At 61.7% G+C, this 20,947-nt stretch carries 20 protein-coding genes and 1 pseudogene; 4 read left to right on the top strand and 17 right to left on the bottom strand.

Translation table 11 applies throughout. The features are described 5' to 3' along the window. Window positions 1–1,251, bottom strand: coding sequence for an iron-containing alcohol dehydrogenase (locus tag NMA58_RS31145; RefSeq protein WP_416068769.1), 1,251 nt, complete (start codon window positions 1,249–1,251; stop codon window positions 1–3). Between the two features lie 14 nt (window positions 1,252–1,265). After that, window positions 1,266–2,270 (bottom strand): Ldh family oxidoreductase, encoded by a 1,005-nt coding sequence (locus tag NMA58_RS31150; RefSeq protein ID WP_416068678.1) that lies wholly within the window; start codon window positions 2,268–2,270, stop codon window positions 1,266–1,268. Between the two features lie 25 nt (window positions 2,271–2,295). Between NMA58_RS31150 and NMA58_RS31155 the strand changes: the two genes are divergently transcribed. After that, window positions 2,296–3,057 carry a GntR family transcriptional regulator gene (locus NMA58_RS31155; protein WP_416068677.1) on the top strand — a complete coding sequence of 254 codons (762 nt, stop codon included), beginning with the start codon at window positions 2,296–2,298 and terminating at the stop codon, window positions 3,055–3,057. A 147-nt stretch (window positions 3,058–3,204) separates the two neighbouring features. Here the strand turns inward: NMA58_RS31155 and NMA58_RS31160 are convergent, their stop codons facing one another. Both NMA58_RS31160 and NMA58_RS31165 read right to left on the bottom strand, forming a co-directional pair. Further along, window positions 3,205–3,417, bottom strand: a complete 213-nt coding sequence (locus NMA58_RS31160) for a hypothetical protein (protein WP_431324666.1) — start codon at window positions 3,415–3,417, stop codon at window positions 3,205–3,207. 553 nt (window positions 3,418–3,970) lie between these two features. Next, window positions 3,971–4,331: pseudogene (locus NMA58_RS31165) on the bottom strand (winged helix-turn-helix transcriptional regulator). A 137-nt stretch (window positions 4,332–4,468) separates the two neighbouring features. Between NMA58_RS31165 and NMA58_RS31170 the strand changes: the two are divergent. After that, window positions 4,469–5,308, top strand: a complete 840-nt coding sequence (locus tag NMA58_RS31170; protein ID WP_069456841.1) for an SDR family oxidoreductase — start codon at window positions 4,469–4,471, stop codon at window positions 5,306–5,308. 228 nt (window positions 5,309–5,536) lie between these two features. On the opposite strand, the gene NMA58_RS31175 is transcribed toward NMA58_RS31170, so the two are convergent. The 6 genes from NMA58_RS31175 to NMA58_RS31200 form a co-directional block, all read right to left on the bottom strand. Then, complete coding sequence (locus NMA58_RS31175) at window positions 5,537–5,683, bottom strand: hypothetical protein (RefSeq protein ID WP_416068676.1); 147 nt, start codon at window positions 5,681–5,683, stop codon at window positions 5,537–5,539. A 161-nt stretch (window positions 5,684–5,844) separates the two neighbouring features. Continuing rightward, window positions 5,845–6,405 carry a 3'-5' exonuclease gene (locus tag NMA58_RS31180; RefSeq protein ID WP_416068675.1) on the bottom strand — a complete coding sequence of 187 codons (561 nt, stop codon included), beginning with the start codon at window positions 6,403–6,405 and terminating at the stop codon, window positions 5,845–5,847. Continuing rightward, window positions 6,402–7,568 carry a hypothetical protein gene (locus NMA58_RS31185; protein ID WP_416068767.1) on the bottom strand — a complete coding sequence of 389 codons (1,167 nt, stop codon included), beginning with the start codon at window positions 7,566–7,568 and terminating at the stop codon, window positions 6,402–6,404. Before NMA58_RS31185 ends, NMA58_RS31180 begins: the two co-directional genes overlap by 4 nt. Next, window positions 7,568–8,464: an AAA family ATPase gene (locus tag NMA58_RS31190; RefSeq protein WP_416068674.1), complete on the bottom strand. Its 897-nt coding sequence runs from the start codon at window positions 8,462–8,464 to the stop codon at window positions 7,568–7,570. Before NMA58_RS31190 ends, NMA58_RS31185 begins: the two co-directional genes overlap by 1 nt. Further along, window positions 8,461–8,961 (bottom strand): hypothetical protein, encoded by a 501-nt coding sequence (locus tag NMA58_RS31195; RefSeq protein WP_416068673.1) that lies wholly within the window; start codon window positions 8,959–8,961, stop codon window positions 8,461–8,463. The genes NMA58_RS31190 and NMA58_RS31195 overlap by 4 nt, the downstream gene beginning before the upstream one ends. A gap of 1 nt (window position 8,962) precedes the next feature. After that, window positions 8,963–9,907 (bottom strand): CBASS oligonucleotide cyclase, encoded by a 945-nt coding sequence (locus NMA58_RS31200; RefSeq protein ID WP_431324632.1) that lies wholly within the window; start codon window positions 9,905–9,907, stop codon window positions 8,963–8,965. 202 nt (window positions 9,908–10,109) lie between these two features. Between NMA58_RS31200 and NMA58_RS31205 the strand changes: the two genes are divergently transcribed. Both NMA58_RS31205 and NMA58_RS31210 read left to right on the top strand, forming a co-directional pair. Further along, entirely contained in the window at window positions 10,110–11,174 is a 1,065-nt protein-coding gene (locus NMA58_RS31205) for a helix-turn-helix domain-containing protein (RefSeq protein WP_416068671.1), read from the top strand. 3 nt (window positions 11,175–11,177) lie between these two features. Then, window positions 11,178–11,687: a hypothetical protein gene (locus NMA58_RS31210; RefSeq protein WP_416068670.1), complete on the top strand. Its 510-nt coding sequence runs from the start codon at window positions 11,178–11,180 to the stop codon at window positions 11,685–11,687. A gap of 50 nt (window positions 11,688–11,737) precedes the next feature. On the opposite strand, the gene NMA58_RS31215 is transcribed toward NMA58_RS31210, so the two are convergent. The 7 genes from NMA58_RS31215 to hypF are packed head-to-tail and all read right to left on the bottom strand — an operon-like array spanning window position 11,738 to window position 20,946. Then, window positions 11,738–13,129, bottom strand: a complete 1,392-nt coding sequence (locus NMA58_RS31215; RefSeq protein ID WP_416068669.1) for a sensor histidine kinase — start codon at window positions 13,127–13,129, stop codon at window positions 11,738–11,740. Then, complete coding sequence (locus NMA58_RS31220) at window positions 13,113–14,564, bottom strand: sigma-54-dependent transcriptional regulator (RefSeq protein ID WP_416068668.1); 1,452 nt, start codon at window positions 14,562–14,564, stop codon at window positions 13,113–13,115. The genes NMA58_RS31215 and NMA58_RS31220 overlap by 17 nt, the downstream gene beginning before the upstream one ends. After that, entirely contained in the window at window positions 14,561–16,246 is a 1,686-nt protein-coding gene (locus NMA58_RS31225; protein ID WP_416068667.1) for an enoyl-CoA hydratase-related protein, read from the bottom strand. Before NMA58_RS31225 ends, NMA58_RS31220 begins: the two co-directional genes overlap by 4 nt. 8 nt (window positions 16,247–16,254) lie before the next feature. Then, on the bottom strand, window positions 16,255–17,307 hold the full coding sequence (gene hypE, locus NMA58_RS31230; RefSeq protein ID WP_416068666.1) for a hydrogenase expression/formation protein HypE: 1,053 nt from the start codon (window positions 17,305–17,307) through the stop codon (window positions 16,255–16,257). After that, window positions 17,304–18,461: a hydrogenase formation protein HypD gene (gene hypD / locus NMA58_RS31235; RefSeq protein WP_434714956.1), complete on the bottom strand. Its 1,158-nt coding sequence runs from the start codon at window positions 18,459–18,461 to the stop codon at window positions 17,304–17,306. The genes hypE and hypD overlap by 4 nt, the downstream gene beginning before the upstream one ends. Continuing rightward, a complete protein-coding gene (locus tag NMA58_RS31240; RefSeq protein WP_416068664.1) occupies window positions 18,458–18,685 on the bottom strand; it encodes a HypC/HybG/HupF family hydrogenase formation chaperone in 228 nt (75 codons plus the stop codon). The genes hypD and NMA58_RS31240 overlap by 4 nt, the downstream gene beginning before the upstream one ends. Continuing rightward, window positions 18,676–20,946, bottom strand: coding sequence for a carbamoyltransferase HypF (hypF, locus tag NMA58_RS31245; protein WP_431324635.1), 2,271 nt, complete (start codon window positions 20,944–20,946; stop codon window positions 18,676–18,678). The genes NMA58_RS31240 and hypF overlap by 10 nt, the downstream gene beginning before the upstream one ends. Between the last annotated feature and the right edge of the window lies 1 nt (window position 20,947).

Consider the following 20,947-nt stretch of genomic DNA (forward strand, 5'->3'; position numbering starts at 1 on the left):
TCAATTTACCTTCCATGCTTTTGCATCGTTCCTCAGTCCAATTCGATCACCCGTGAAGGCAGCGCCGACCAGACTGGTCATAACTGTTGGATCGAGGAGGCGCGGATTGTTCTTGATCAGTCTGGCACTGCCCATCGCCTGTTCGGCAACTTGCGGCAACTGAGCCTCCACGATCCCCAAGTCGGCAATCGACTTCGGGATTCCAATCGACGCGAAGAGTGCTGCAACCGCATCTATCGTCTCGCTGGCAGCGTCGAACGAGGATCGGCCCTGAAGATCAAGTCCCATGGCCTTGCCAATCTCGACCAATTCCGGCTCGCAAAAATTGCGATTCAGCTCCATTACGTAGGGCATCATGACAGCGACGCCCGCGCCGTGGGCCGTGTGGGTCATGGCTCCAATCGGATACTGGATGGCGTGAGCCGCCGCAGTCCCGGCCGTCCCGAAAGCAAGACCTGCTGTCGTCGCCCCCAGCATCAGGCGTTCGCGCGCTGTGTGATCGTCGCCATGATCATAAGCACTTTTAATGCTGGAAGAGATGTGGGATATGGCCATCAGCGCATAGGCATCGCTCAGGGCGTTTTTGCCCAGGAAAACATGATCATGCACGATCGTATCGGTCGGTGTGCGACGAATGGTCGTGTAGGCCTCGATTGCATGTGTGAGCGCGTCGGCGCCGGAAACTGCGGTGAGGCTGGGCGGACAGGAGTACGTCAGTTCTGGATCGCAAATCGCCGTGTGGCAAATCAGTTCCGGACTTGCAATTCCGACTTTCACAGCTCGATCGGGATCTGTGATGACTGCCACCGGCGTTACCTCAGAGCCGGTCCCGGAGGTGGTTGGCAGAAGAATCAGCGGCAATATGGGACCGGGGACCTTGAACTCGCCATAATAGTCGCTGGGCTTACCCTTGTGTGCGATAAGCAGTGCACAAACCTTGGCGGCGTCCAGGCAGCTGCCGCCGCCGATGCCGATGACGAGGTCTGCACCAAATTTGCGGCCGGCTTCCACACCCTGAGCGATGCACTCAAGCGGCAGTTCCGCAATGGTGCCGTCGAATACGTGCACTGCCACACCTGACGACGCCAGAGCATCCACCATCTTGCGAAAATCTGCCTCGTTGCTCAAACGAGCGTCCGTGACAACTAGCGCACGACGACCGAGCTTTGCGGCATAGCCCGGTAGGGCGGCGCGTTGGCCGGCCCCGAACACGAGATTGCGCGGGGTGCGCAGGGCTCCAAATAGGGTCAATAAAACCTCCTGTTTCATTCAGCAGCACCAAGGCCGGCTAGAACTTGAATTTGTTGCCAGACTTCCTCAGCAAGCGGCACGCCCTCCTTCAGGCGCTGGTCGCGACAAGCTCGCCCCCGCTCTCCAGGTATCACGACGGCCGGGAAACCATCTGCTGGCTCCAACGCGCGGAGTGCCTCGAGATAGGCCTGCAGGTCCCGCTGCGGACCGTCGATGACAATGAATAGGTCTCCCTTGTTGCACACCGTCGTATCGTCGAGCGTTCCCGTGACGTCTCGTCCGATCGCGGCTCCGGCCAGGCTTGTCACAAGCAGTTCAAAGGCGAGGCCCAAGGCGTATCCTTTTGCTTGACCGAAGGGAGCGATTGCCCCCTTCTTCGCGGCGGCTGCGTCTGTGGTGGGATTTCCGTTTTCATCCAGCGCCCAATGAGAGGGGATTGGCTGGCGCCTGTTGGCGTGATCGTGAATCTCGCCCATCGAAACAACACTCGTCGCCGTATCCATCATGAAGGAAGCGCCACCCGTCGGCACGCCTATTGCGATCGGATTGGTCCCGATCATGGCCTTGCGCCCGCCCCAGGGATGAACAAGCGCCTCGCTCGTTGACAGTGCAATAATCGATAAACCGTGTTCTGCGACACGCTCTGCGTACCAGCCGAGCATCCCTATGTGATTGGAATTGCGGATGGCAGCGACGGCAATGCCGGTGACCTTCGCACGCTCTATCAACGAAGTAATCGCCCGGTTCGCGACGACAGGCCCTAGACCGCGCTGACCGTCGACGGCCAGAAACGCCTCCTTGCGCCATCTATGCTCACCCCGGGCGTGCGGGTCCGTAACGCCGTTCTCAATCCGGCGAATGATGCGCCTGAGGCGCAACAGTCCGTGGGAGGGTACCCCCCTCAAATCGGCTTCCAGCAAGAGATCAAGCTGTTCTGATGCGTGCTCTTCCGGTACGCCGGCGCGGTGGAGAGCCAGCCGGGCAACTTCACGAATATTATCCACGGAAACCGTAATCATAGATCAAATCCGATCGGATATCTGATTGCATTTTCCGCACTATGTTGATAAGAAATTGCTGCGTCAAGAAGGAATTTTGAAAATGACGAATCGGAATGGTGAGTTGAAGAACGGCGACACAGGATTGCTACGGCGACCCACCCGTCTCGCCGATGAGGTCTATGGGGCAATCTACTCACAGCTCATGTCACTGAAGATCCCGCCTGGTGGTCGCATTGCCGTGGACAATCTGGTGCGGGAACTCGGCGTCTCGCAAACACCCATCCGTGAAGCGCTTTCACGGCTTGAAGCTCAGGGGCTGGTGGTAAACACGCACCTCATCGGGTACAGCGCGGCGCCGCAGATGGATCTTTCGGGGTTGGAGCAGCTTTACGACCTTCGCATGCTGGTGGAGCCATTTGCGGCAGCCCAGGCGGCGAAGCTTATGTCTGACGAGGCCATCACATCGCTCGAAGCCATCGATTCGGATATGCGTCAAATCCGCAACGAGGATGCGCGTTCAGCCTACAGCCGCTTCGCGCAAAGCGACGGCGCCTTTCATGATGCAATTGCTGTCGGCAGCGGAAACGGACTTATTCATGAGGCGCTGGCACGTCTTCACACCCACGTGCATCTTTTCCGCCTCTATTTTCACACGCGGGCGACTTCCGATGCAAACAAGGAGCATGCGCGGATTTTAGCCGCAATCAAAGACAGGAATCCTAAAGGGGCCGAGGCGGCTATGAGGGATCATATCGAGCGCTCCCGCAAGCGATTCATGAAGTTCTTTACTGATGCCCAAGGCTGAGTTCAGCCTCTGCTGGAGGCTATAGAGTGCCGACAATATAGAGCTCTAATTTCATACCATTCCTCAGGCCGGGCGTGGGATCTGTGCCGGGTGACGCGCCCAACACCCTGCCCCCCCGCCCGCCGAAACAGCCGATGTCAGACGACTTTATACTGCCGAGTGGCGTCTTTGCCTCCTCGTGAACGGTACGACCGCTTCTGTGGCACATACCGCTTTCGATCTGCAAGGAAGGGCGGTCCTTGAGGGGATCGCCGCAGGCAGCGTCTCCGTCTTTGCCACCAGCTTCTCGACTTCGCCGTCGACGATCTTCTTGTGGACAATTATCCGCTCCATCGGCATGCGGATGTGGCCCGATTTCATGAAAGCGCCGAAAGTTGCCGCCTGAACCGCAGCAACCGCGTGACCGATCTTCGTTGAACGGGTGAAGCTCACCCGCCGCACCGCCGGATCAGCGACATCGCCTCAAGGATGCGGTTGCCGTCTGCAGGTGTGTTGGTAATGTGTTTGACAGCCTCAGGAGGCGGTCCACCTTCGGCCATTGCCTTGATGACTAGGCCAAGGGCGAGGCGCTACCCCGACATTTGAGAACAGCAGTATCGCTGCAAGCCAGCGGCACCGCAAGCGCCAGGACAACGACGATGACGCGTTCCAGGGCGCAATGCCCACAGTGGCGCCTGCAGGAACCCATACTGCCATCGCCAGCGAAGCGGGCAGATCCGGAGGAATGACTTCGTCGTCGATCTGGAACGCCATTGCAGCAGCTTCTTCAGCATGTCAGCTGCGAGGCACACATTGAAATCGGCCCATACCTGGGTCGCGCCGATCTCGGCCTTCATCACAGGGCAAAATCGGTATCCCAAGCGCCGAAGCCTGCGGGAGAAAAAAATGCAAAGGCTGAAGCAAAAGCCCGGCGTTATGCACGGGCATCATAGGCCTGCTGGGCAGCCAGCACGGCATCCATATTGTGCTCCGCCCAATGTGCCAGCGCCGAAACGGTTTCTGTCAGTGTCCGCCCAAGAGACGTCAGCGCATATTCCACCGTCACCGGTACCGTCGGGAAAATCGCCCTTGAGATCAGGCCGTCACGTTCCAACTTCTTCAGCGTCTGGGAGAGCACTTTCTGGGAAATGCGTTATATCCCGCCTGAGATAGTTGAAGCGTACCGGCTCGCCTTCCAGCCGGTCGAGGATTAGAAGCGCCCATTTATCCGCCAGCCGGTCAAGAACGAGCCGCGTCGGACACCGGTCTTCAAAAACATTATAGGCGTGCTTCATCTCTGGTTTTCCTTTGCTTTCGTCTCAACGGTTTACTTGAAGTAACCACGTGACCCGAAAGTGCCTTCTTTCCCTCAGTGCAATCGGACTGTATCTATCAGAAACAAGGTTTCCAGTAGATACTAAGGAGAATGTTAATGAAAGGCAAGATTCTCGTTCTCGGCGCAACCGGGAATGTCGGCACGCCCCTCGTCAAGGTACTCCAGGCCAAGGGTTACGCAGTCCGCGCCGCTTCGCGTTCCGGCAAGTCAGTGGAGGGCGCTGAAGGCGTCGTGTTCGATTTCGCCAACCCGGCGACCATCGCACCAGCCTTCGCCGACGTCGATGCCGCCTACGTCATGCTGCCGACCGGATACGTCGATTCCAAGGGCCTGCTGTTGCCGGTGATCGCGGCCGCCGCCGCCGCCAACGTCAAAGTCGTTTTTCAGAGCGTACTCGGCGTCGATGCCGATGACAGTATCCCTTACCGCCAGGTTGAGATCGCACTCGAAAAAACCGGCGTTCCCTACGTCATCCTGCGTCCGAACTGGTTTGCCGACAACTTCCACACTTTCTGGAAGGCCGGCATCGACCACGGCGAGATCGCCGTTCCGGCTGCGGACGGGAAGTCCAGCTTCATCGATGCGCGCGACATCGCCGAAAGCGCAGCAGCGGCCCTAACAACCGAGAAGTTCGACAACAGAGCCTTCAACCTGACAGGCCCCGAAGCTCTCGGCTACGCCGAGGCGGCCAAGCTCATTTCGGCGGCAATCGGGAAAGACGTCGCCTACAATCCCCTCAACGACGAAACATTCATCGGCATTCTGACCGGCGTAGGCGTACCGGCCGATTACGCCTCGTTCCTCGCATCGATTTTCTATCCGGTCCGCGAGGGCTGGACTGCCCTCGTCACCGCTGACGTCGAGGTGCTGACCGGAAGGCCGGCACGCAGCCTCGAAACCTACGTCCAGGACAACATCACCCTCCTTATGGCCTGATCCGGCAGCTAAACCAGCCAGATCCTTGGGAGTGTTGGCGGAAGCTTCCAACGCGGCGGACGATGCTGATATCGCGCCGCAGCTGCGGCGGCAGTGCGCCAATCATCAGTTCCCAGGACGCGGCCAATGTTGCGGAGCAGTCGAAAGCAGGAGGCGCCGGAGCCGGGCAGCCTTCCACCGCTCGTCGAAAGCCGCCAGCCGCTGAACGGCCCCTGTGTCACCAGTCTGCTATGCCTCGTCCGCGTCCGGCTCCAGTTGCAGCGGCGCCTTTGCCCAGACTTCGCCTTCGAGGGCAACGCGGTCGGTCGGCAGCGGACCAGGCGCCATGATTTCCCGTTCATTCTGCAAGATGAGCTCGATCGACAGAGCAGTCATTTCTGAAACGCGTCCCCGTCGTTCATCTGTTGGCGCTGCTCGCGTGCGATCGGCAAACGGAGAACCGGCACACACCGCCCTTTCACTTGCTACCATATGGTGCAATTGACGCAAACGGGACCTCCTGTCTGGTTCAGGAAACCCGGCCGGCGATGGGCTGGTCAGGATGTCTTCGCAGCGATCAATTTCGACGAAACCAGGCGGAAAATCTCCGCCTGATATAGCGCGTCCTGCAGGCAATCATGCGTACCTGCCAGGTTGGGTTTCAGGTGTTCGGCTATCCGGCTCGAACGCGTCTCCCGCCATGTGCAACCCGTCGCACCCATATAGAGCGCTTTGATATCGAGCGCTGTGAAGCCAAACGGATTGCGACCGGTGAAGCGGTGGAAGTAATAGTTGACGAAGGACCAGTCGAAGGGAGAATTAAAGCCCACAAACACGGGATCGCCGTCGGGGCCAGCGATCTCGGCGACCCAATTTGACAACGCGGCCATGGCGTCGGATGGCGGCAATCCGGTTCGGTCAAGCTCTTCTAAAGAAAGCCCGCTCACTTTCAAAGCCTTCGGGTCGAAATTCCGATTGATCGGCTGGAGTTCACAGGTGAATGTCTTTTCCGGTTCGAAAACAGAACAGGCGCCGATCGACAACAAACTGAACTCGCCGGGTATCGGGCCGGCGGTCTCCACGTCCACCGACACAAAGACTTCGCGTTTTTCGCTCATGAGATCAACGGCTCCGCAGGTACGAGAGAGGGGCGGTTGCGAATGGCCTGCCAGTGTTCCCGGAATGCCCGCCGCCTCTCCTCGACGGTTCCGGTCGTCTTCCAGTGTAGACCGGAGAAAGTCGTAATATCGAAGGGAAGGCTCGTCCCTTCCCGCACCATGACCATCGTCGGCAAGCCGCGACCGAGAGCATATCCAAGTTCGAGAAAGCAATTCGGCCGCGCGCCCGTTATGTCGGCCAGAACCACGCTCGAGCGATGAAGCTTTGCGAAAATCTCCTCGTCGATCCTTGAATGCTCATAGGCCTGACGCCCGTCGATGACGATCAGACGATAGCCCAACTCGTCCTCGACGACCGGCTGGACGACCGTGTCGAAGAAATTTTGAACATCGTTATAGTCGGCAAGCTCCGGATTGAGAAGGCGCACGGCAAAGGCCCTTGGTCTTTCAAGGGATTCCAAAAGCTCGACCAACAACGAAACGCGTTCTGCAACGGGCTGTCGGCGTGGAAAACGGATCCGATTGATCCAGTCGTGCGCGTCGCCGTCATCCGCAATTTGAAACAGACGACGGGATTGGCTGCTGTTGAGCCCGAAACTGTAAAGGCGCCTCGCACCCGTTGTTTCCGGGCAAAGCGCGAGATTGAGCGGCACGACCGGCTTGCCGGCATCATGATAGAGATTTGCCAGGAACAGCACGCCCTCGGTGCCCCCGAGGGCAACAAGGATGTCGCCGAACTGGGCTTGAGCTTCCATGCGCTTGCTGTTCATGTTCCAGTGGGCGGCATTTTCGATCTTGATCAATTGCGAGCCACGCAGTTCGTCCCACAGATCGACCTTATCGTCAGGAATCTGGTCCTCGGTCTTGTGATGCTGGACCGCGACGACGAGAGGACCTGGTACATTTTGCGGTCTCAACACCAGATTGTCCTTGATCGACTTCCAGACCAGCCAATCAAAGCAGATCGGCAGACCGTCGGCCTTGCGCAACGGTTCGGCATCGACAGGCAAAACGAAGTTCGCGCCCCTCCTCATCAGCTCCTTGACAAGTGATGCGACCAGCTCCCGGGCCGACTGCACGTTGTCGGTCGAGGCAACGGCCAGATCGTCGACGATGCTTCCCGAGATGTGGATGCGACGGCCGAACAAGGGTGATCGCGGCATCATTTGTCCTCCATAATCGGCGAAGCATGCATTGCGCCAGCCACCGATTTCAGATGCTCAAATCTCAGGGGCTCTTTCGGATAGGCTCTTGCCAGAGCGGCGGGGTAGAGACGCGTGCGAATGTCGGAATATGTCCAGGAAGGATGCTTGTCACGTGCGCCTGTCGCCGCGACAAGCTCGGCAATCTCAGCCGCCTGCAGGCCCAGGCCTGCGAGGTCCATCTGGAAAAGCTGCCGCCGATCGTCGTCCGACGGACGCCTGAACTCCTCCATGATGGCGGCTCGCCGCTTCAAAGCGGCATCCAAGATCGAAAGACGATTGGTACACAAAATGACGACAATCCGACCGCCGTACTTGCGCAAATCATCGACGCCCTGGATCAGCGTGTTGACCGCCACCTTGTCTTCGTGGTGGCTATGATCCTGGGTGCGCGAGGCAGCAAGACTGTCGCCTTCATCGATGATGAGAATGGCGCGGCGCGATTTGCCGGCCGACTGGGTCACCTTGCGGAAAGCTTCGGCAATCAGCGTTCCCATTTCGCCGACCATACCGCTGCCGCGCACACGGTTGGAAAGCTTGAACAGGATGGAATCCTCGCTCTTCGCCTCGGTTACCAGTTTGTTGGCAATGCATTCAGCCGTCGCTGTCTTGCCCGTACCGACATCGCCGTGGAAGATAACCAGCGGATATTGCTCGGCGACGAGGTCGCAGATGGCGAGCTTGCCCGCGTGAAACTTGCGGTTCCACTCCCCCAGACCACCGACGTTGAGAAGCAGCCGCAACTGATCGTGAATGCGTGCATAGCGGGCCTCGAAGCCCAGCAATGTACGTTCGCGCCTGAAGAGCTCATCGCTCGGAAGCGGTGTCTCGCTGTCAAAAATGCTTGGCTGGCTCACGCTGCCCAATCCTTTCTTTGCATGCCGTAGGCATTGCTGGCGTAATCACGCCCGCCCGACGACGTCAGGGACGAATGGCTGGTATCGGCTTTAGACGGCGACCAGTTGATCTTGAGTTTTCCACGGGTCGCTTCACGGGCGGCACTGGTGTAGGCACCCGTATAACGCAGGACGACGCGCAGGTACGGCGACGGTACTTTCGGCCACAACACGCCGCCCGGCCTGCTGGACGTCAGCGAGCCTGCATCCGTGTTGACATCAAAACGAGTTGCCCGCTGTTCGAGGTCATTACTCAGAAGCGTCACATCGACGGACGCAAGATAGCCTGCCTTGGCGAGAACCTCGACATCGTGGGCATAGTTCGCGGCTTCTGTCGGCGTCCACGCGCCGGTGCTGTCGCCAATCATGATCAGGTCCGCTTTCATGCGCCGGACCACGTTCTCGACGTCGACATCCGTATAGGTCGCGCTTGCGCTGGCGGTGCGGGTCTGGCTCATCTCATTCCTCCGTCTTGAAGCGGGGGCCGAAAAGCTCCTTCCACACTTCATTGTCGTTTTCGGCAGATGCAAAATTCGCAGCCTCCCAAGCCTCCTCCGCCGCCGCCACGATCTCCTTGCGTTCAGCTTCCGAGATCCTGCTCGTCACGTTGTTGAGGCTGTAGACCGGATCAAGGATGACGACGGGATCCGAGAAGGTGGCGAAAGGCGCGGTGTTTTCCGGAAACCGGATCTCGTCCTTGAGACCGGACTGGGCTATGTAGAGAAGAAAATTGCGGAAGCGCTGTTCGATACTGCCGGAGCTGCCCTGTGTTGCCAGCACATGGGCCATGATCAGCTCGATGTGAAACGATTTCAGCGGCTTCAGTTCGGCCTGGTTGCGCCACTTCTTTCCCAGCCGCACCAACGTGCGAAAATCGCCGTCCTGGTTCTTTCGATCGCGAACGAACTTGATCTGGCAAGGCGCGCAGGTCTCGACCTTCGACCCGTCATGAATGTCGAACTGCCAGCCATATCCAGGCCTGGCCTCATCCTCGATCACCGGGACGATATCGACGCTGAGGCCCGTGCCGACGAAGGTCACTGTCGCCGCCTTACGCTGGATTTCGAAATCCTCGACGGATTTATTCGGATAGATCTTGATCAACAGGTCGTAGATCGTGTTGTTCAGGCTATCGAGCGTCTCCTTGCTGGCGTCGCGGCCGGCAATGTAGAAGACGACATCGACGTCGACCGGATCGACGCTGGTCTTGCGCAGGATCGTGAATTTCGCGAAAGAACCGGCCTTCACCACTTTCGTGATCTTGATCTCGGTCTTGTCACGCACCCCTTTGCACAGTTCCGCTATCAACCGGTCGACCTGCTCGTGATACGCCTTGCGCTTGTCGGCCGGCAGGCGCAGGACATTGCTGTCGTAGTAACGCAGTTCGGTGTTGCTCAACGCCATTTGCCATTTCCTTTCGCGCCGATACCAATCTGGGGGCCGCCAATCGGCGGCATATCCCCGGTGTGCATCCTCGGTTTACAAAGACAGACTTTGAATGACGCGGATATGACATAGAGAGCCGCAGATCGCGTTTCAAGACATTATAGTTTACAAAATTTCCACTAAATCGTACTATTGGAAACCGAAGCAAAAGGAGGCCATCATGATCGGAAACAAGCTCAAAGTAGCCCGGTCGGCATCGGGCCTGTCGTTGCGCGCACTCGCCGATGCCATGGGAGGCATCGTCTCCGCACAGGCCATCGGCAAATACGAGAGAAACGAAGACATGCCGAGTTCGCGCGTGCTGATCGGACTGTCGCGGACGCTCGGCGTTGCGGAAGAATATCTCCTCAGTGAGGATGAACTTGCGCTGGAAGGTGTCGACTTCAGGAAAAAGATCGGAACGTCGGCAAGAGAGGAGGCGATCCTCGAGGCGCGCGCGATCCACATGCTGGAGCGCTATCTGGCCGTCGAGGATCTTCTTCAAATGCGCAGTGTCGAATGGGAACAGCCGCGAAGCGCGCCACATCCGGTTGCCGACTTGCGTGATGCGGAAGACGCCGCACGGTCAGTGCGCGAGGATTGGGGTCTCGGCAACGATCCCGTTCCACAACTTGCCGAATTGCTCGAAGAACGCGGCATCAAGGTGTTATCACTCGACCTCGACGACGTTGACGGTCTCGCCGCCAAAGTCAGGCGCAAAGGACGAACGGCCGCGCGCATCATTGTCGTCAAGCGCAGCACGTGGTCGGAACGCAAGCGCTTCAACCTCGCCCACGAGCTCGGCCACATGGTCATGGCGCCGTGTGAGGGGGTAGACGAGGAAAAGGCCGCACACCGCTTCGCGGGCGCCTTTCTTATGCCGGCGGATGTGCTGCGCGCCGAAATCGGTGCGCACCGTTCATCGATCAGCATTGGTGAGTTTGTCGCCTTGAAAAAGCGCTTCGGCGTGAGCATCCAGGCCTTGGCCTATCGGTGCAAGGATTTGGGCATCATCAACCAGGCTGCCTTCGCGAGACTCTTCAAGGTGTTTGCGGAACGCGGATGGAGAGCAGCGCCATTCGAAGAACCGGAGACGATGAAACCGGAGCTTGAGGAGCCCAGGCGCTTCGAACGGCTCTGCTACCGGGCGTTGGCCGAAGGCGTGATAGGCGATTCGCGCGCCGCCGAACTGCTCGGAATTTCGGTGCGAGAATTGGATGCAAGACTGGATCAGGTGGCGGCTTGACCGGTGTCGATCCTTGTCTCCGATACCTCTGTGTTGATCGACCTTGAACGGGCTCGGTTGCTTGAGGACATGTTCAGGCTGCCTGTGGGCTTCGCTGTGCCTGACCTTCTTTTTGAGCGGGAACTGGCAGGCGCACTCGGCGATCAGTTGGTGGCGTTAGGACTTCTCGTTGAGGTCCTGACGCCTGCCGAACTCACTCGGGCGACTCATCTGAGCCGGCAGAATGCCCGCCTTTCGATCCCCGATACGTTTGCCTTCGCCATCGCTGAAGGGCGAGGCTGGACACTGTTGACGGGCGATGGCGTGTTGCGCGAACTGGCGAACGCCCAGGCTGTCGATATGCACGGAGTCTTTTGGCTGTTCGACCAGTTTGCCGAAGGCAACCACGTTCCCCTCGATCGCCTCCACAGCGGTCTGACGACGCTATTCAGCCATCCGAGATGCCGACTGCCCGCAGCCGAAGTACGCCGCAGGTTAGCTCGATACCGTTCCGTCTGGGCCTACTCCACATGAGAGACAAACAGAATAACGCTGGCGTGCCACATCGCCGCGCGTGCCCGGAATTAGGGATCTTGGTAGCCTTTGTCCGCCGGCAGCCGGACGCACAACTCAGCGCCGCCGGCCGCACAATTGCGGGCACTGACAGTCCCCCCATAGTCCTGAACGATAGAAAAGCTGATCCATAGACCGAGCCCGGTGCCCTCACCGACCGTTTTGGTGGTGAAGAAAGGTTCGAAAATCTTGCCCAGGTCGCTATCCTTGATCCCGTCGCCGTTGTCGCGGACTGTGAATTCAATGGTTCCATCGCCCTCGTCCCGGCGAGCGCGTAGCCAGACTCGCGGATCCCTCACTTTGGCAACCGCATCGAGCGCATTGTCAATGAGGTTTACGAAAACCTGGTGCATCTGGCCTTCATGGGCTTCGATCAAAAGATCGGGGTCGCTGTCGATCTCAACATTGGCGCGTGAGTTCTTGGCGCGCACGGCGAGATGGGCGGAGTTGCGCAGCAGCCGGTCTAGATCGACAGATTGGCGCTCGCCAGTTCCGCTGAAGGACAAGCGCCGGAGATTCTTGACGATATCGCTAATCCGGTCGGCGCCTTCGATCGTGCCTTCCAGCAACGGATCAATATCGCCGACGATTGCATCAATCTTCAACGTCTTGCGCAGCCTTTCAATCTCGTCGGGGCCGGCGCCCTGGTGCATCGCATTCAGGTAGGACACCAGGTTCTTGCGGTAGCGGTCGAGCGTGTAAATATTGGCATAGACGAAGGAGATGGGATTGTTGAGCTCGTGGGCGACGCCCGCGACCAACCGGCCGAGGCTCGCCATCTTCTCCTGCTCGATCAGCTTGCGCTGCGCCTGCTGCAATTCGAGATGCGCCAGGTGGAGCGCCTGATAGGCCTGCCGCAATTCGCTGATCGGCCGGCCCGTGAGGACGGCGCCGAACCTGCGGCGGCGCCCGTCGAACAGGGCGGCGCACCGCATAGCAAGGCATTCCTCGCGGCCGGCTGCGGCATTGAAATGCAGGTCCCCTTCGAGCACCCTGCCCTGCTGCCCGGCACTCATCAGCCGCTCGGCTTCCTTGCGGTCGGTCTCTACGACATAGTCGAAGATGCGGGTGCCGATAACGGCAGTCTCCTCCATGCCGACCAGGTGAAGGAAGGCGGGGTTCACCTTGCGGATCATGCCGTCGCTGCCGCAGGCAATCAGGATGTCGGAGACCGACGCCACCACGCTCGAAATGAAGGTTTGCGCCTCTTCGAGCTCGGCATTCTTGCGCTCGAGATCGGTCTCGTTGCGCAGGAGTTCGGAATAGACCTCATCCATGCGGTGAATGACGTCGACCCACATGGATTCGCTCGAACCGTCGAGTGCGAAGAGGCTGGGCAGCGAGATCTTGCTGATCAGGTCCTCGCCGGCCGGCCGTTCGTTCTTGTTAATCGGTTTCGTCATCAGGGTAGCGCTTGAGGTCGTAGCACTCGATCTTGCTCCGCAAACCAACGCGCGACAAGCCCAGTTCGTCGGCGCTACGGCTGATATTGCCGTCGTGGCGGGCTAGCGCCGCCTCGATCGCCGACCGCTCGACCTCGGCGACAATGTCCTTGAGCTGGCGCATGCTGCCGTCGGAGGCCGTGGCGGCAGGTTCGCCGTTGCGGATGGCGGGGGAGAGCAGCTCCGCCGCGAGCGGCGCATTCCCGTCCGACAGGACCGTCATCCGCTGGATCTCGTTGTGCAGCTCGCGGACATTTCCGGGCCAGGAATAGGCGATCATCAGGTCTAGCGTTCGGGGATGGAAACCCGCAACCTCCCGGTTGAACGACTGGTTGATCTGGGTGAGGAAGCGCTCGGCAATCGCCGGAATGTCCTCGATCCGGTCCTTGAGCGCCGGCATGTGGATCGGAAAGGCCGCGAGCCGGTAGTAGAGGTCGCGGCGGAACCGGCCCGCGGCGACCTCGGCAAGTAGATCGCGGTTGGTCGCCGAGATCACCCGCACATTGACCTTGCGCGGCCTTTGCGCGCCGAGCGGCCGAATCTCGCCCTCCTGCAGCACGCGCAGCAGCTTGACCTGGAAAGCGGGCGAGGTCTCGCCGATCTCGTCGAGGAAGATGGTGCCATTGTCGGCCAGTTCGAAGAGGCCGATGCGGTCCTGATAGGCGCCGGTATAAGCGCCCTTCTTGCAGCCGAAGAGTTCGCTTTCGAGCAGTTCATCTGGCAGGGCACCGCAGTTTTCCACCACGAAGGTCTTGTCGGCGCGGGCTGATTCCTGATGGATCGCGCGAGCGAGCAACTCCTTGCCGGTTCCCGACGCACCGGTGATCAGGACCGAAACATCGTAGCGCGCGGCGCGGCGGGCGAGTGAAATCGAGCCTGCGAGCGGACTGTCGCTGCGATGGATGATGCGGTCAAAGCCGAAGGATTGGCCCAGGTTGCGCCGGCGGTCGCTGATGACCTTCTGCAGCGCCTCGCTCGCCGGCTTCACCTCGATGCGCATGTCGGTGACTTCGTGCTGCAGGCGCCAGAGATTGGCGCTCTCGCGGACGCAGTCGATCAGCTTGTCGGGGCTCCAGGGCTTGGTGATATATTGATAGATGCCGGCATTGTTCAGGCCTTCGATGATGTCGGTGGAGTCTGTATAGCCCGAGATGATGATGCGGATAGTGTCCGGCCAGAGTTCACGCACGCGCTTCAGGAACTCGACGCCGGATTCGCCGGGCATACGCTGGTCGCAGAGGATGACCTGCACCATCTCTCCTTCCAGCACCTCCTCGGCCTCCTTGGCATTGCGGGCGCCGATGACCTCGAATTCGTCTGACAGGACGCGCTGGATCGCCTCGATCGAGCGCACTTCGTCATCGACGACAAGCACGGTGGCGTGCGGGTTGGTCATCGCATTGTCCTCTTGCGGTCCGTCTCGCCGCCACCCGCCCGGTGGATAGCAAGGGTCACCGGCGTGCGCGACTTGGGCGTCTTGCGGATGAAATTGTAGCGCGCGACGTGATAGCTCGGGTCGAAGCCGTAGAAATTGCGCCGCATGCGCTGCAACTCCTCCTCACGGTAGGCGGCGAGCGGCTTTTCGGCTTCGTCGCGGGCACGCAGCGCGCGCTTGGCGGCAATGCGTTCCGCCAGATCGGGGGACGCCACCAATTCGGCCGCCGCCCGATGCAGTTCGACCTCGGCGGCGATGACATCGGACGGCAGGCGGCGTGTCGCCAGGCCAAGTTCGAGCGCCTCGTCAATGCCCATCGGCAGCCGCGCCTGGGTCACGACACGGGCGCGATCCTCGCCGATGCGGGCCGGAAGGAGATAAGTCCAGTATTCGGAGCCATAGAGGTTGCCCATGTCCTTGTAATGCGGATTGAGGATAACGCCGTCGCGCATCCACACCTCGTCGGCGGCGAGCGACAGGAAGACGCCGCCCGCGCCGGCATTGCCGGTCACGGCTGCAATCACCAGCCGGTCACCGGTCTCGATGATCTCCCGCACGAGGTCGTTCATCGCATTGATATTGCTCCAGGATTCGTCCGCCGCGCTGTCAGCGCTTTCGATCATGCCGAGATGGATGCCGTTCGACCAGCAGTCAGCGTCGCCCTTGAGGACCAGAACCGGAAGCGCGCGCTGCTTGGCGGCGACGACCGCATGCCGCAGGGTTTCGCAATCCTCGGAGGACATCGCGCCGTTATGGAAGCGGAAATCGAGAAAGCCGACGCCGTTCTCCTCATGATAGCGGCAGAGTTCGGGGCCGGCGATCTCATGCAGGTCTGCCGCTTCGGCGCCGAGAAGCCGGCCGGCCGGCAGTTTCAGGCTCCGCGCCTCCGGCCGGCGGAGATGGCCGATCCAGAGCGCGCCGTCCCGGAAGGCCATGGCGACCGACTGCCGGGATCGGCCGAGCATCGTTCCGGGCAGCCCAGAGAGCCCGGCAGCCAGCTCGGCGTCAAACGCCAGATAGCTCTGTCCGGCGATAGTCAGCACAGCACCGGGGTCGCCATCCGAGGCACGGATGATGCCAAGCGCTTCCTCCGCGGAATGACGTGCGGGATCGAGCGTCCGGTCCGACTTGCGGCAGGCGGGCCGCTCGCGGCCCCTGCCCCAGTTCGCCGGCATGACTGGGCCATTCCCGCGTCCGAGGCGCTCGATCGCTTCGAAGACACAGGCCGCGGCAGCCTCGGTCACTTCGTGCCGGTAGATGCTCGATTTCCGTGCCGCCCGCATCGGGAATTCCCGCCATGCCCAGACCGGCCCGGCATCCATCTCCTCCCGCGCCTCGATCAGCGTCACGCCCCAGGTCGTCTCGCCGTCGAGGATCGCCCAGTCGAGCGCGCTTGGGCCGCGATCACCCCGGATGCCGGGGTGGACGATCAGGCAGTGCGTCCGCCGCCAGACATCGGCCGGAATGGGCCGCTTGAGGAAGGGCGCGATGACGAGATCGGGCGCGAACAGCGCGACCGCCTCGCGTGTCAGGTCGCCATGAATGTCGAGTTCGACCGAGACCTCGTGCCCCGCCCGTCTGAGATCGATATGCAGGCGCTGGGAAAGCGAATTGAAGCTGTGGCAGAGGAGCAGGATGCGCATCACCGTCCTCAGCAGATCCGGGGCAGTTGCTCGCCCGACAGCCAGTCGACGATCCGGCCGCCGCCGAACGAGGTCGCCATCTGCACGAAGTAATTATCATCCGCCACGACATGGCCGATCAACGCCGACTCCTTACCGAGAGGATGAGCGCGCATCGCCGCGAGCACCGCGTTGGCACCCTCCGGCGCGACCACGGCCACCAGCTTGCCCTCGTTGGCGACATTAAGCGGATCGAGCCCGAGGAATTCGCAAGCCGCGGCGACTTCAGGCTTGAGCGGGATCGCCTCCTCGTCGATGCGGAAACCGACCTTCGACTGGCTGGCGATCTCGTTCAGCGTCGCAGCGATACCGCCGCGCGTCGGATCGCGCATCAGCCTGATATGCTGCCCGCCGGCCGCAACCATTGCCGCCACAAGCCCGTGCAGCGCGGCACTGTCGGAGACGATGGCCGTATCGAATTCCAGGTTCTCGCGCTTCGACATCACGGCGACACCGTGGTCGCCGATCGAGCCGGAGACGATCACTGCATCGCCCGGCCGGGCGGCATCGGCGCTGAAATCGAGCCCGTCGGGCACCCTGCCGACAGCGGCCGTCGAGATGAAGATGCCGTCGGCCTTGCCGCGCTCGACCACCTTGGTGTCGCCGGTGATGATCGGCACGCCGGCCTCGCGCGAGGCCGCACCCATGCTGTCGGCGATGCGTTCGAGATCGGCGAGCGAGAAGCCCTCCTCGATGATGAAACTCGCCGAGAGATAGAGCGGCACCGCGCCAGCCATGGCAATGTCGTTGATCGTGCCGTGGACGGCGAGCATGCCGATATTGCCGCCGGGGAAGAAGAGCGGCGAGACGACATAGCCGTCCGTCGTCATCACCATGCGCCCGCTCTGCACCGTGAACGCCGACTGGTCGTTGCCGGCGCGCAGCCAGTCATTGTCGAAGGCCTTGTGGAAGATGCCCTCGATCAGCTGGCCCATGGCCCGGCCGCCGGCACCATGCGAGAGATCGACGCGGCCATTGGCGATATCGAGCTTTCGCTTGTAGGCCTTGATCATCATGTTCATGCGACCGCCCTCCCGGCATCCATCTGCCGCGCCTTCTCACGGAAGCGGCCATAGGTCCAGTGCGCGGCGCAGGCGCCTTCCGACGACACCATGCAGGAGCCCATCGGCGTGTCCGGGGTGCAGACCGTGCCGAACAGCTTGCAGTCGGCCGGCTTCTTGACGCCACGCAGGATCGCGCCGCATTCGCAGGCCGGATTGTCCTTGGCGGCCGGCGTCTCCATCGAAAAGCGCTTCTCGGCATCGTAGGCCGCATATTGCGGCCGAAGCCTGAGCGCACCACAGGGGACCTCACCGAGACCCCGCCATTCGAAGCTCTCGCGGAGTTCGAAGAAGTTGGCGACCTCGGCCTGTGCCTTCTCGTTGCCAAACGTGGTCACCGCACGGATATACTGGTTTTCCACCTCGTGGCGGCCTTCGTTGACCTGCTGGACGAGCATCAGGATCGCCTGGATGACATCGAGGGGCTCGAAGCCCGCCACGACAACCGGCTTCCGGAATTCCTCGGCGAAGAATTCGTAAGGCTCGGTGCCGATCACGGTCGAGACATGGGCAGGGCCGATGAAGCCGTCGATCTTGATCGTGCCGAGCTTGCGGACGTCGGGGCTCTCTAGGATGTTCTGGATCGCCGCGGGCGTCAGCACGTGATTGCAGAAGATCGAGAAATTGCGGAGGTCCTTCGCGATCGCCGCCTTGAGCGCCAGCGCCGTCGGCGGCGTCGTGGTCTCGAAGCCGATAGCGAAGAACACGACCTCGCGGTCGGGTTCGGCCTCGGCGATCCGGAGCGCGTCGAGCGTCGAATAGACCATGCGGATATCGGCGCCGGCCGCCTTGGCCTTGAGCAGGCTCGATCCGTTCGAGCCCGGCACCCGCATCAGGTCGCCATAGGTGCAGAGCGTGATCTCGGGCCGCAGGGCAAGCGCGATGGCCGCATCGATGCGGCCGATCGGCAGCACGCAGACGGGACAGCCCGGCCCACGGATCATCTTCACATTCGGCGGCAGCAGGTCTTCCAGGCCATAGCGGGAAATCGCATGGGTGTGCCCGCCGCAGAATTCCATGAAATGATACGAACGCGCCGGGTCGGCAAGGGCGGCGATCTGCCGGGCGATGTCCTTGGCGAGCCTGCCGTCGCGATATTCGTCGATATATTTCATGCCGCATCTCCCATCGCAGCTTCACGGATCAGGGCCAGTGTCCTCTCCGCCTCCTCGGGATCGATCTTGGCGAGCGCACAGCCGACATGCAGCACCACGTAGTCGCCGACCTTCACGTCATCGACGAGCGCCGTCGAAACGATCTTCGAGACGCCGTCGAGCGTGACCTTCGCCATGTTGTCGGGTAGTACTTCCTTGACCTGGACCGGTATGGCTAGGCACATGTCCGGTTCTCCTCCATTAATGCTTGTTCGTTCATGACGACCTGCCGCGCATGGGCCGCCTGGCCGAGCGCGATGCCGCCGTCATTGGCGGGTGCGAGACGCGGCAGGTATGGTTCGAGGCCTCGGCTCTTCAAAGCTCGTACGAGACCTTCCGCAAGCACGCGGTTCATCATGCATCCTCCGCCGAGCGCGACCTGCCGGGTGCCAAGCGCGGCGACGCCACCGGTCGCCCAATCCGCCAGACCCGCGATCAGCGTGCCGTGAAAGAGGTCGGCAGCCTCGGTGCCGCGCAGACCCCGTTCGGCGAGGCGCAGGATGAGTGGCCGGAAATCAAGCGCCCCGTCGGTGATCGAATATCCGCCGGCGAGGCAACGCGGTGCCTGGACCAGAGCCTCGAACTCCATCGCGGCCTGTCCTTCGTAGCCCTGGACGAGGCGAACACCCGCGATCGCCGCCGCGGCGTCGAACATCCGGCCGAGACTGCTCGTCACCGAGGGACGCAAGCCGCGTTCGAACATCGCGGTAAGTTGTGCCACGCCGGAATGGTCGGGCCAGAACCGTGGCGCGAGGTCGATCCGCCCGGCTGCCTGAAGCGCCGCGACACCCATGCGCCAGGGCTCGCGCGCCGCGCGGTCGCCACCCGGCAGCGACAGGGGCATGAGAGATCCCGCGCGATGCCAGCGGGGACCGTCGACGGCGAGCATTTCGCCGCCCCAGCTCGTGCCGTCGGTGCCGAAGCCGTGGCCGTCGAGCGCAAGGCCGAGAACCGGCCCCTGAAGGCGATGCTCCGCCGCCACGGCCGCGACATGGGCGAGATGGTGCTGGACCGGCACGAAGGGCAGGTTCAAGCCCTCCGCCATCCGGACCGAGCGGAAATCCGGATGCAGGTCGCAGGCGGCGAATTCCGGCTTCACATCCAAGACCGAACAGAGATGGCTGATCGCCTCGCGCTGGAAACGGATCGCCTCGGCATTGTCGAGCCCGCCGACATGCTGGGAGAGAAACGCCTCGCGGCCGCGCGTGATGCAGACGGTGTTCTTGAGGTCGGCGCCGGTGGCGATCACGCAAGGACCATCCGCGCCGAGATCGACAGGCTCCGGCACGAAGCCACGGGCGCGGCGGATGAAAGCGGGCGCGCCGTCGATCACCTGCATGACGGAGTCGTCGGCGCGGACGGCGATGTCACGGTCATGGGTGACGATCAGGTCGGCGATCGCTGAGAGGCGGCGCGCGGCATCGGCATTGTCGGCGACCAACGGCTCGCCGCCGGGATTGGCACTGGTCGCGACCAACGCGGGGGGACAGTGCGGAGAGGCGAGCGCATCGAGCAGTAGATGATGAAGCGGCGCATAGGCGAGCATCAGCCCGATGCGGCGGAGACCGGGCGCGATCCCGCCTGCAACCGCACCGGCCCGGGCTTCGACGAGCACGATCGGACTGGCCGGAGAGACCAGCAGCGCCTCTTCGGCTTCGGTCGGCTTCGCGAACTGCCGCGCCGCCTCGATATCGCGCACCATCACGGCGACGGGCTTCTCATCGCGCGCCTTGCGCTGCCGCAGGAGGGCGACCGCCGCATCGTTGCGCGCGTCGCAGACGAGATGGAAGCCGCCGATCCCCTTGAGCGCGACGATCGCGCCGTCCTGGAGCCGGGCCGCTACTTCCGCGATGGGATGGCTGAGCTTCGGGCCGCAATCGGGGCAGGCAACAGGCTCGGCATGGAAGCGCCGGTTCTCCGGATCGACATAGTCAGCCGCGCAGGCCCGGCACATCGGAAAGGACGCCATCGACGTTTGCGCCCGGTCATAGGGCAGCGCGCGGGTGATGGTGAAGCGCGGGCCGCAATGGGTGCAGTTGACGAAGGGATAGCCGAAGAAGCGGCTCGCGGGATCGGTCAGTTCGCGGCGGCATTCGTCGCAGGTCGCGGCATCGGCCCCGATCCGGGTCGCGCTCTTGCCGCCCAGGCTTTCGAGGATTTCGAACTGCTCGCCGCCGGCGGGCGGAAGCTCCAGAACATCGATCGAGTCGATGCGGGCAAGGGGTGGCGCATAGGCGCGGATCGCATCGGGAAAGCGACCGGCATCCTCACCCTCGATCTCGATCAGCACGCCGGCGCTGTCATTGAGCACGAAGCCGGAAAGCCGCATCGTCCGCGCCAAGCGGAGGGCGAAAGGCCGGAAACCGACGCCCTGCACGGCGCCGCAGACCCGGAGCCTGAGGCGCCGGATCGGGCTTTCCATCTGTCGTGCGAGAGCCGGCGCCATG

The organism is Rhizobium sp. YTUHZ045 (assembly GCF_051124255.1).
In the GTDB taxonomy this organism is placed as follows: Bacteria; Pseudomonadota; Alphaproteobacteria; order Rhizobiales; family Rhizobiaceae; genus Rhizobium.

Coding starts and splice junctions, on each gene's coding strand:
- NMA58_RS31150 (WP_416068678.1), bottom strand. CDS start 2,270: ATGATTACGGTTTCCGTGGATAATATTCGTGAAGTTGCCCGGCTGGCT.
- NMA58_RS31160 (WP_431324666.1), bottom strand. CDS start 3,417: ATGAAATCGGGCCACATCCGCATGCCGATGGAGCGGATAATTGTCCAC.
- NMA58_RS31170 (WP_069456841.1), top strand. CDS start 4,469: ATGAAAGGCAAGATTCTCGTTCTCGGCGCAACCGGGAATGTCGGCACG.
- NMA58_RS31175 (WP_416068676.1), bottom strand. CDS start 5,683: ATGACTGCTCTGTCGATCGAGCTCATCTTGCAGAATGAACGGGAAATC.
- NMA58_RS31180 (WP_416068675.1), bottom strand. CDS start 6,405: ATGAGCGAAAAACGCGAAGTCTTTGTGTCGGTGGACGTGGAGACCGCC.
- NMA58_RS31185 (WP_416068767.1), bottom strand. CDS start 7,568: ATGCCGCGATCACCCTTGTTCGGCCGTCGCATCCACATCTCGGGAAGC.
- NMA58_RS31195 (WP_416068673.1), bottom strand. CDS start 8,961: ATGAGCCAGACCCGCACCGCCAGCGCAAGCGCGACCTATACGGATGTC.
- NMA58_RS31200 (WP_431324632.1), bottom strand. CDS start 9,907: ATGGCGTTGAGCAACACCGAACTGCGTTACTACGACAGCAATGTCCTG.
- NMA58_RS31205 (WP_416068671.1), top strand. CDS start 10,110: ATGATCGGAAACAAGCTCAAAGTAGCCCGGTCGGCATCGGGCCTGTCG.
- NMA58_RS31215 (WP_416068669.1), bottom strand. CDS start 13,129: ATGACGAAACCGATTAACAAGAACGAACGGCCGGCCGGCGAGGACCTG.
- NMA58_RS31220 (WP_416068668.1), bottom strand. CDS start 14,564: ATGACCAACCCGCACGCCACCGTGCTTGTCGTCGATGACGAAGTGCGC.
- NMA58_RS31225 (WP_416068667.1), bottom strand. CDS start 16,246: ATGCGCATCCTGCTCCTCTGCCACAGCTTCAATTCGCTTTCCCAGCGC.
- hypE (WP_416068666.1), bottom strand. CDS start 17,307: ATGAACATGATGATCAAGGCCTACAAGCGAAAGCTCGATATCGCCAAT.
- hypD (WP_434714956.1), bottom strand. CDS start 18,461: ATGAAATATATCGACGAATATCGCGACGGCAGGCTCGCCAAGGACATC.
- NMA58_RS31240 (WP_416068664.1), bottom strand. CDS start 18,685: ATGTGCCTAGCCATACCGGTCCAGGTCAAGGAAGTACTACCCGACAAC.
- hypF (WP_431324635.1), bottom strand. CDS start 20,946: ATGGCGCCGGCTCTCGCACGACAGATGGAAAGCCCGATCCGGCGCCTC.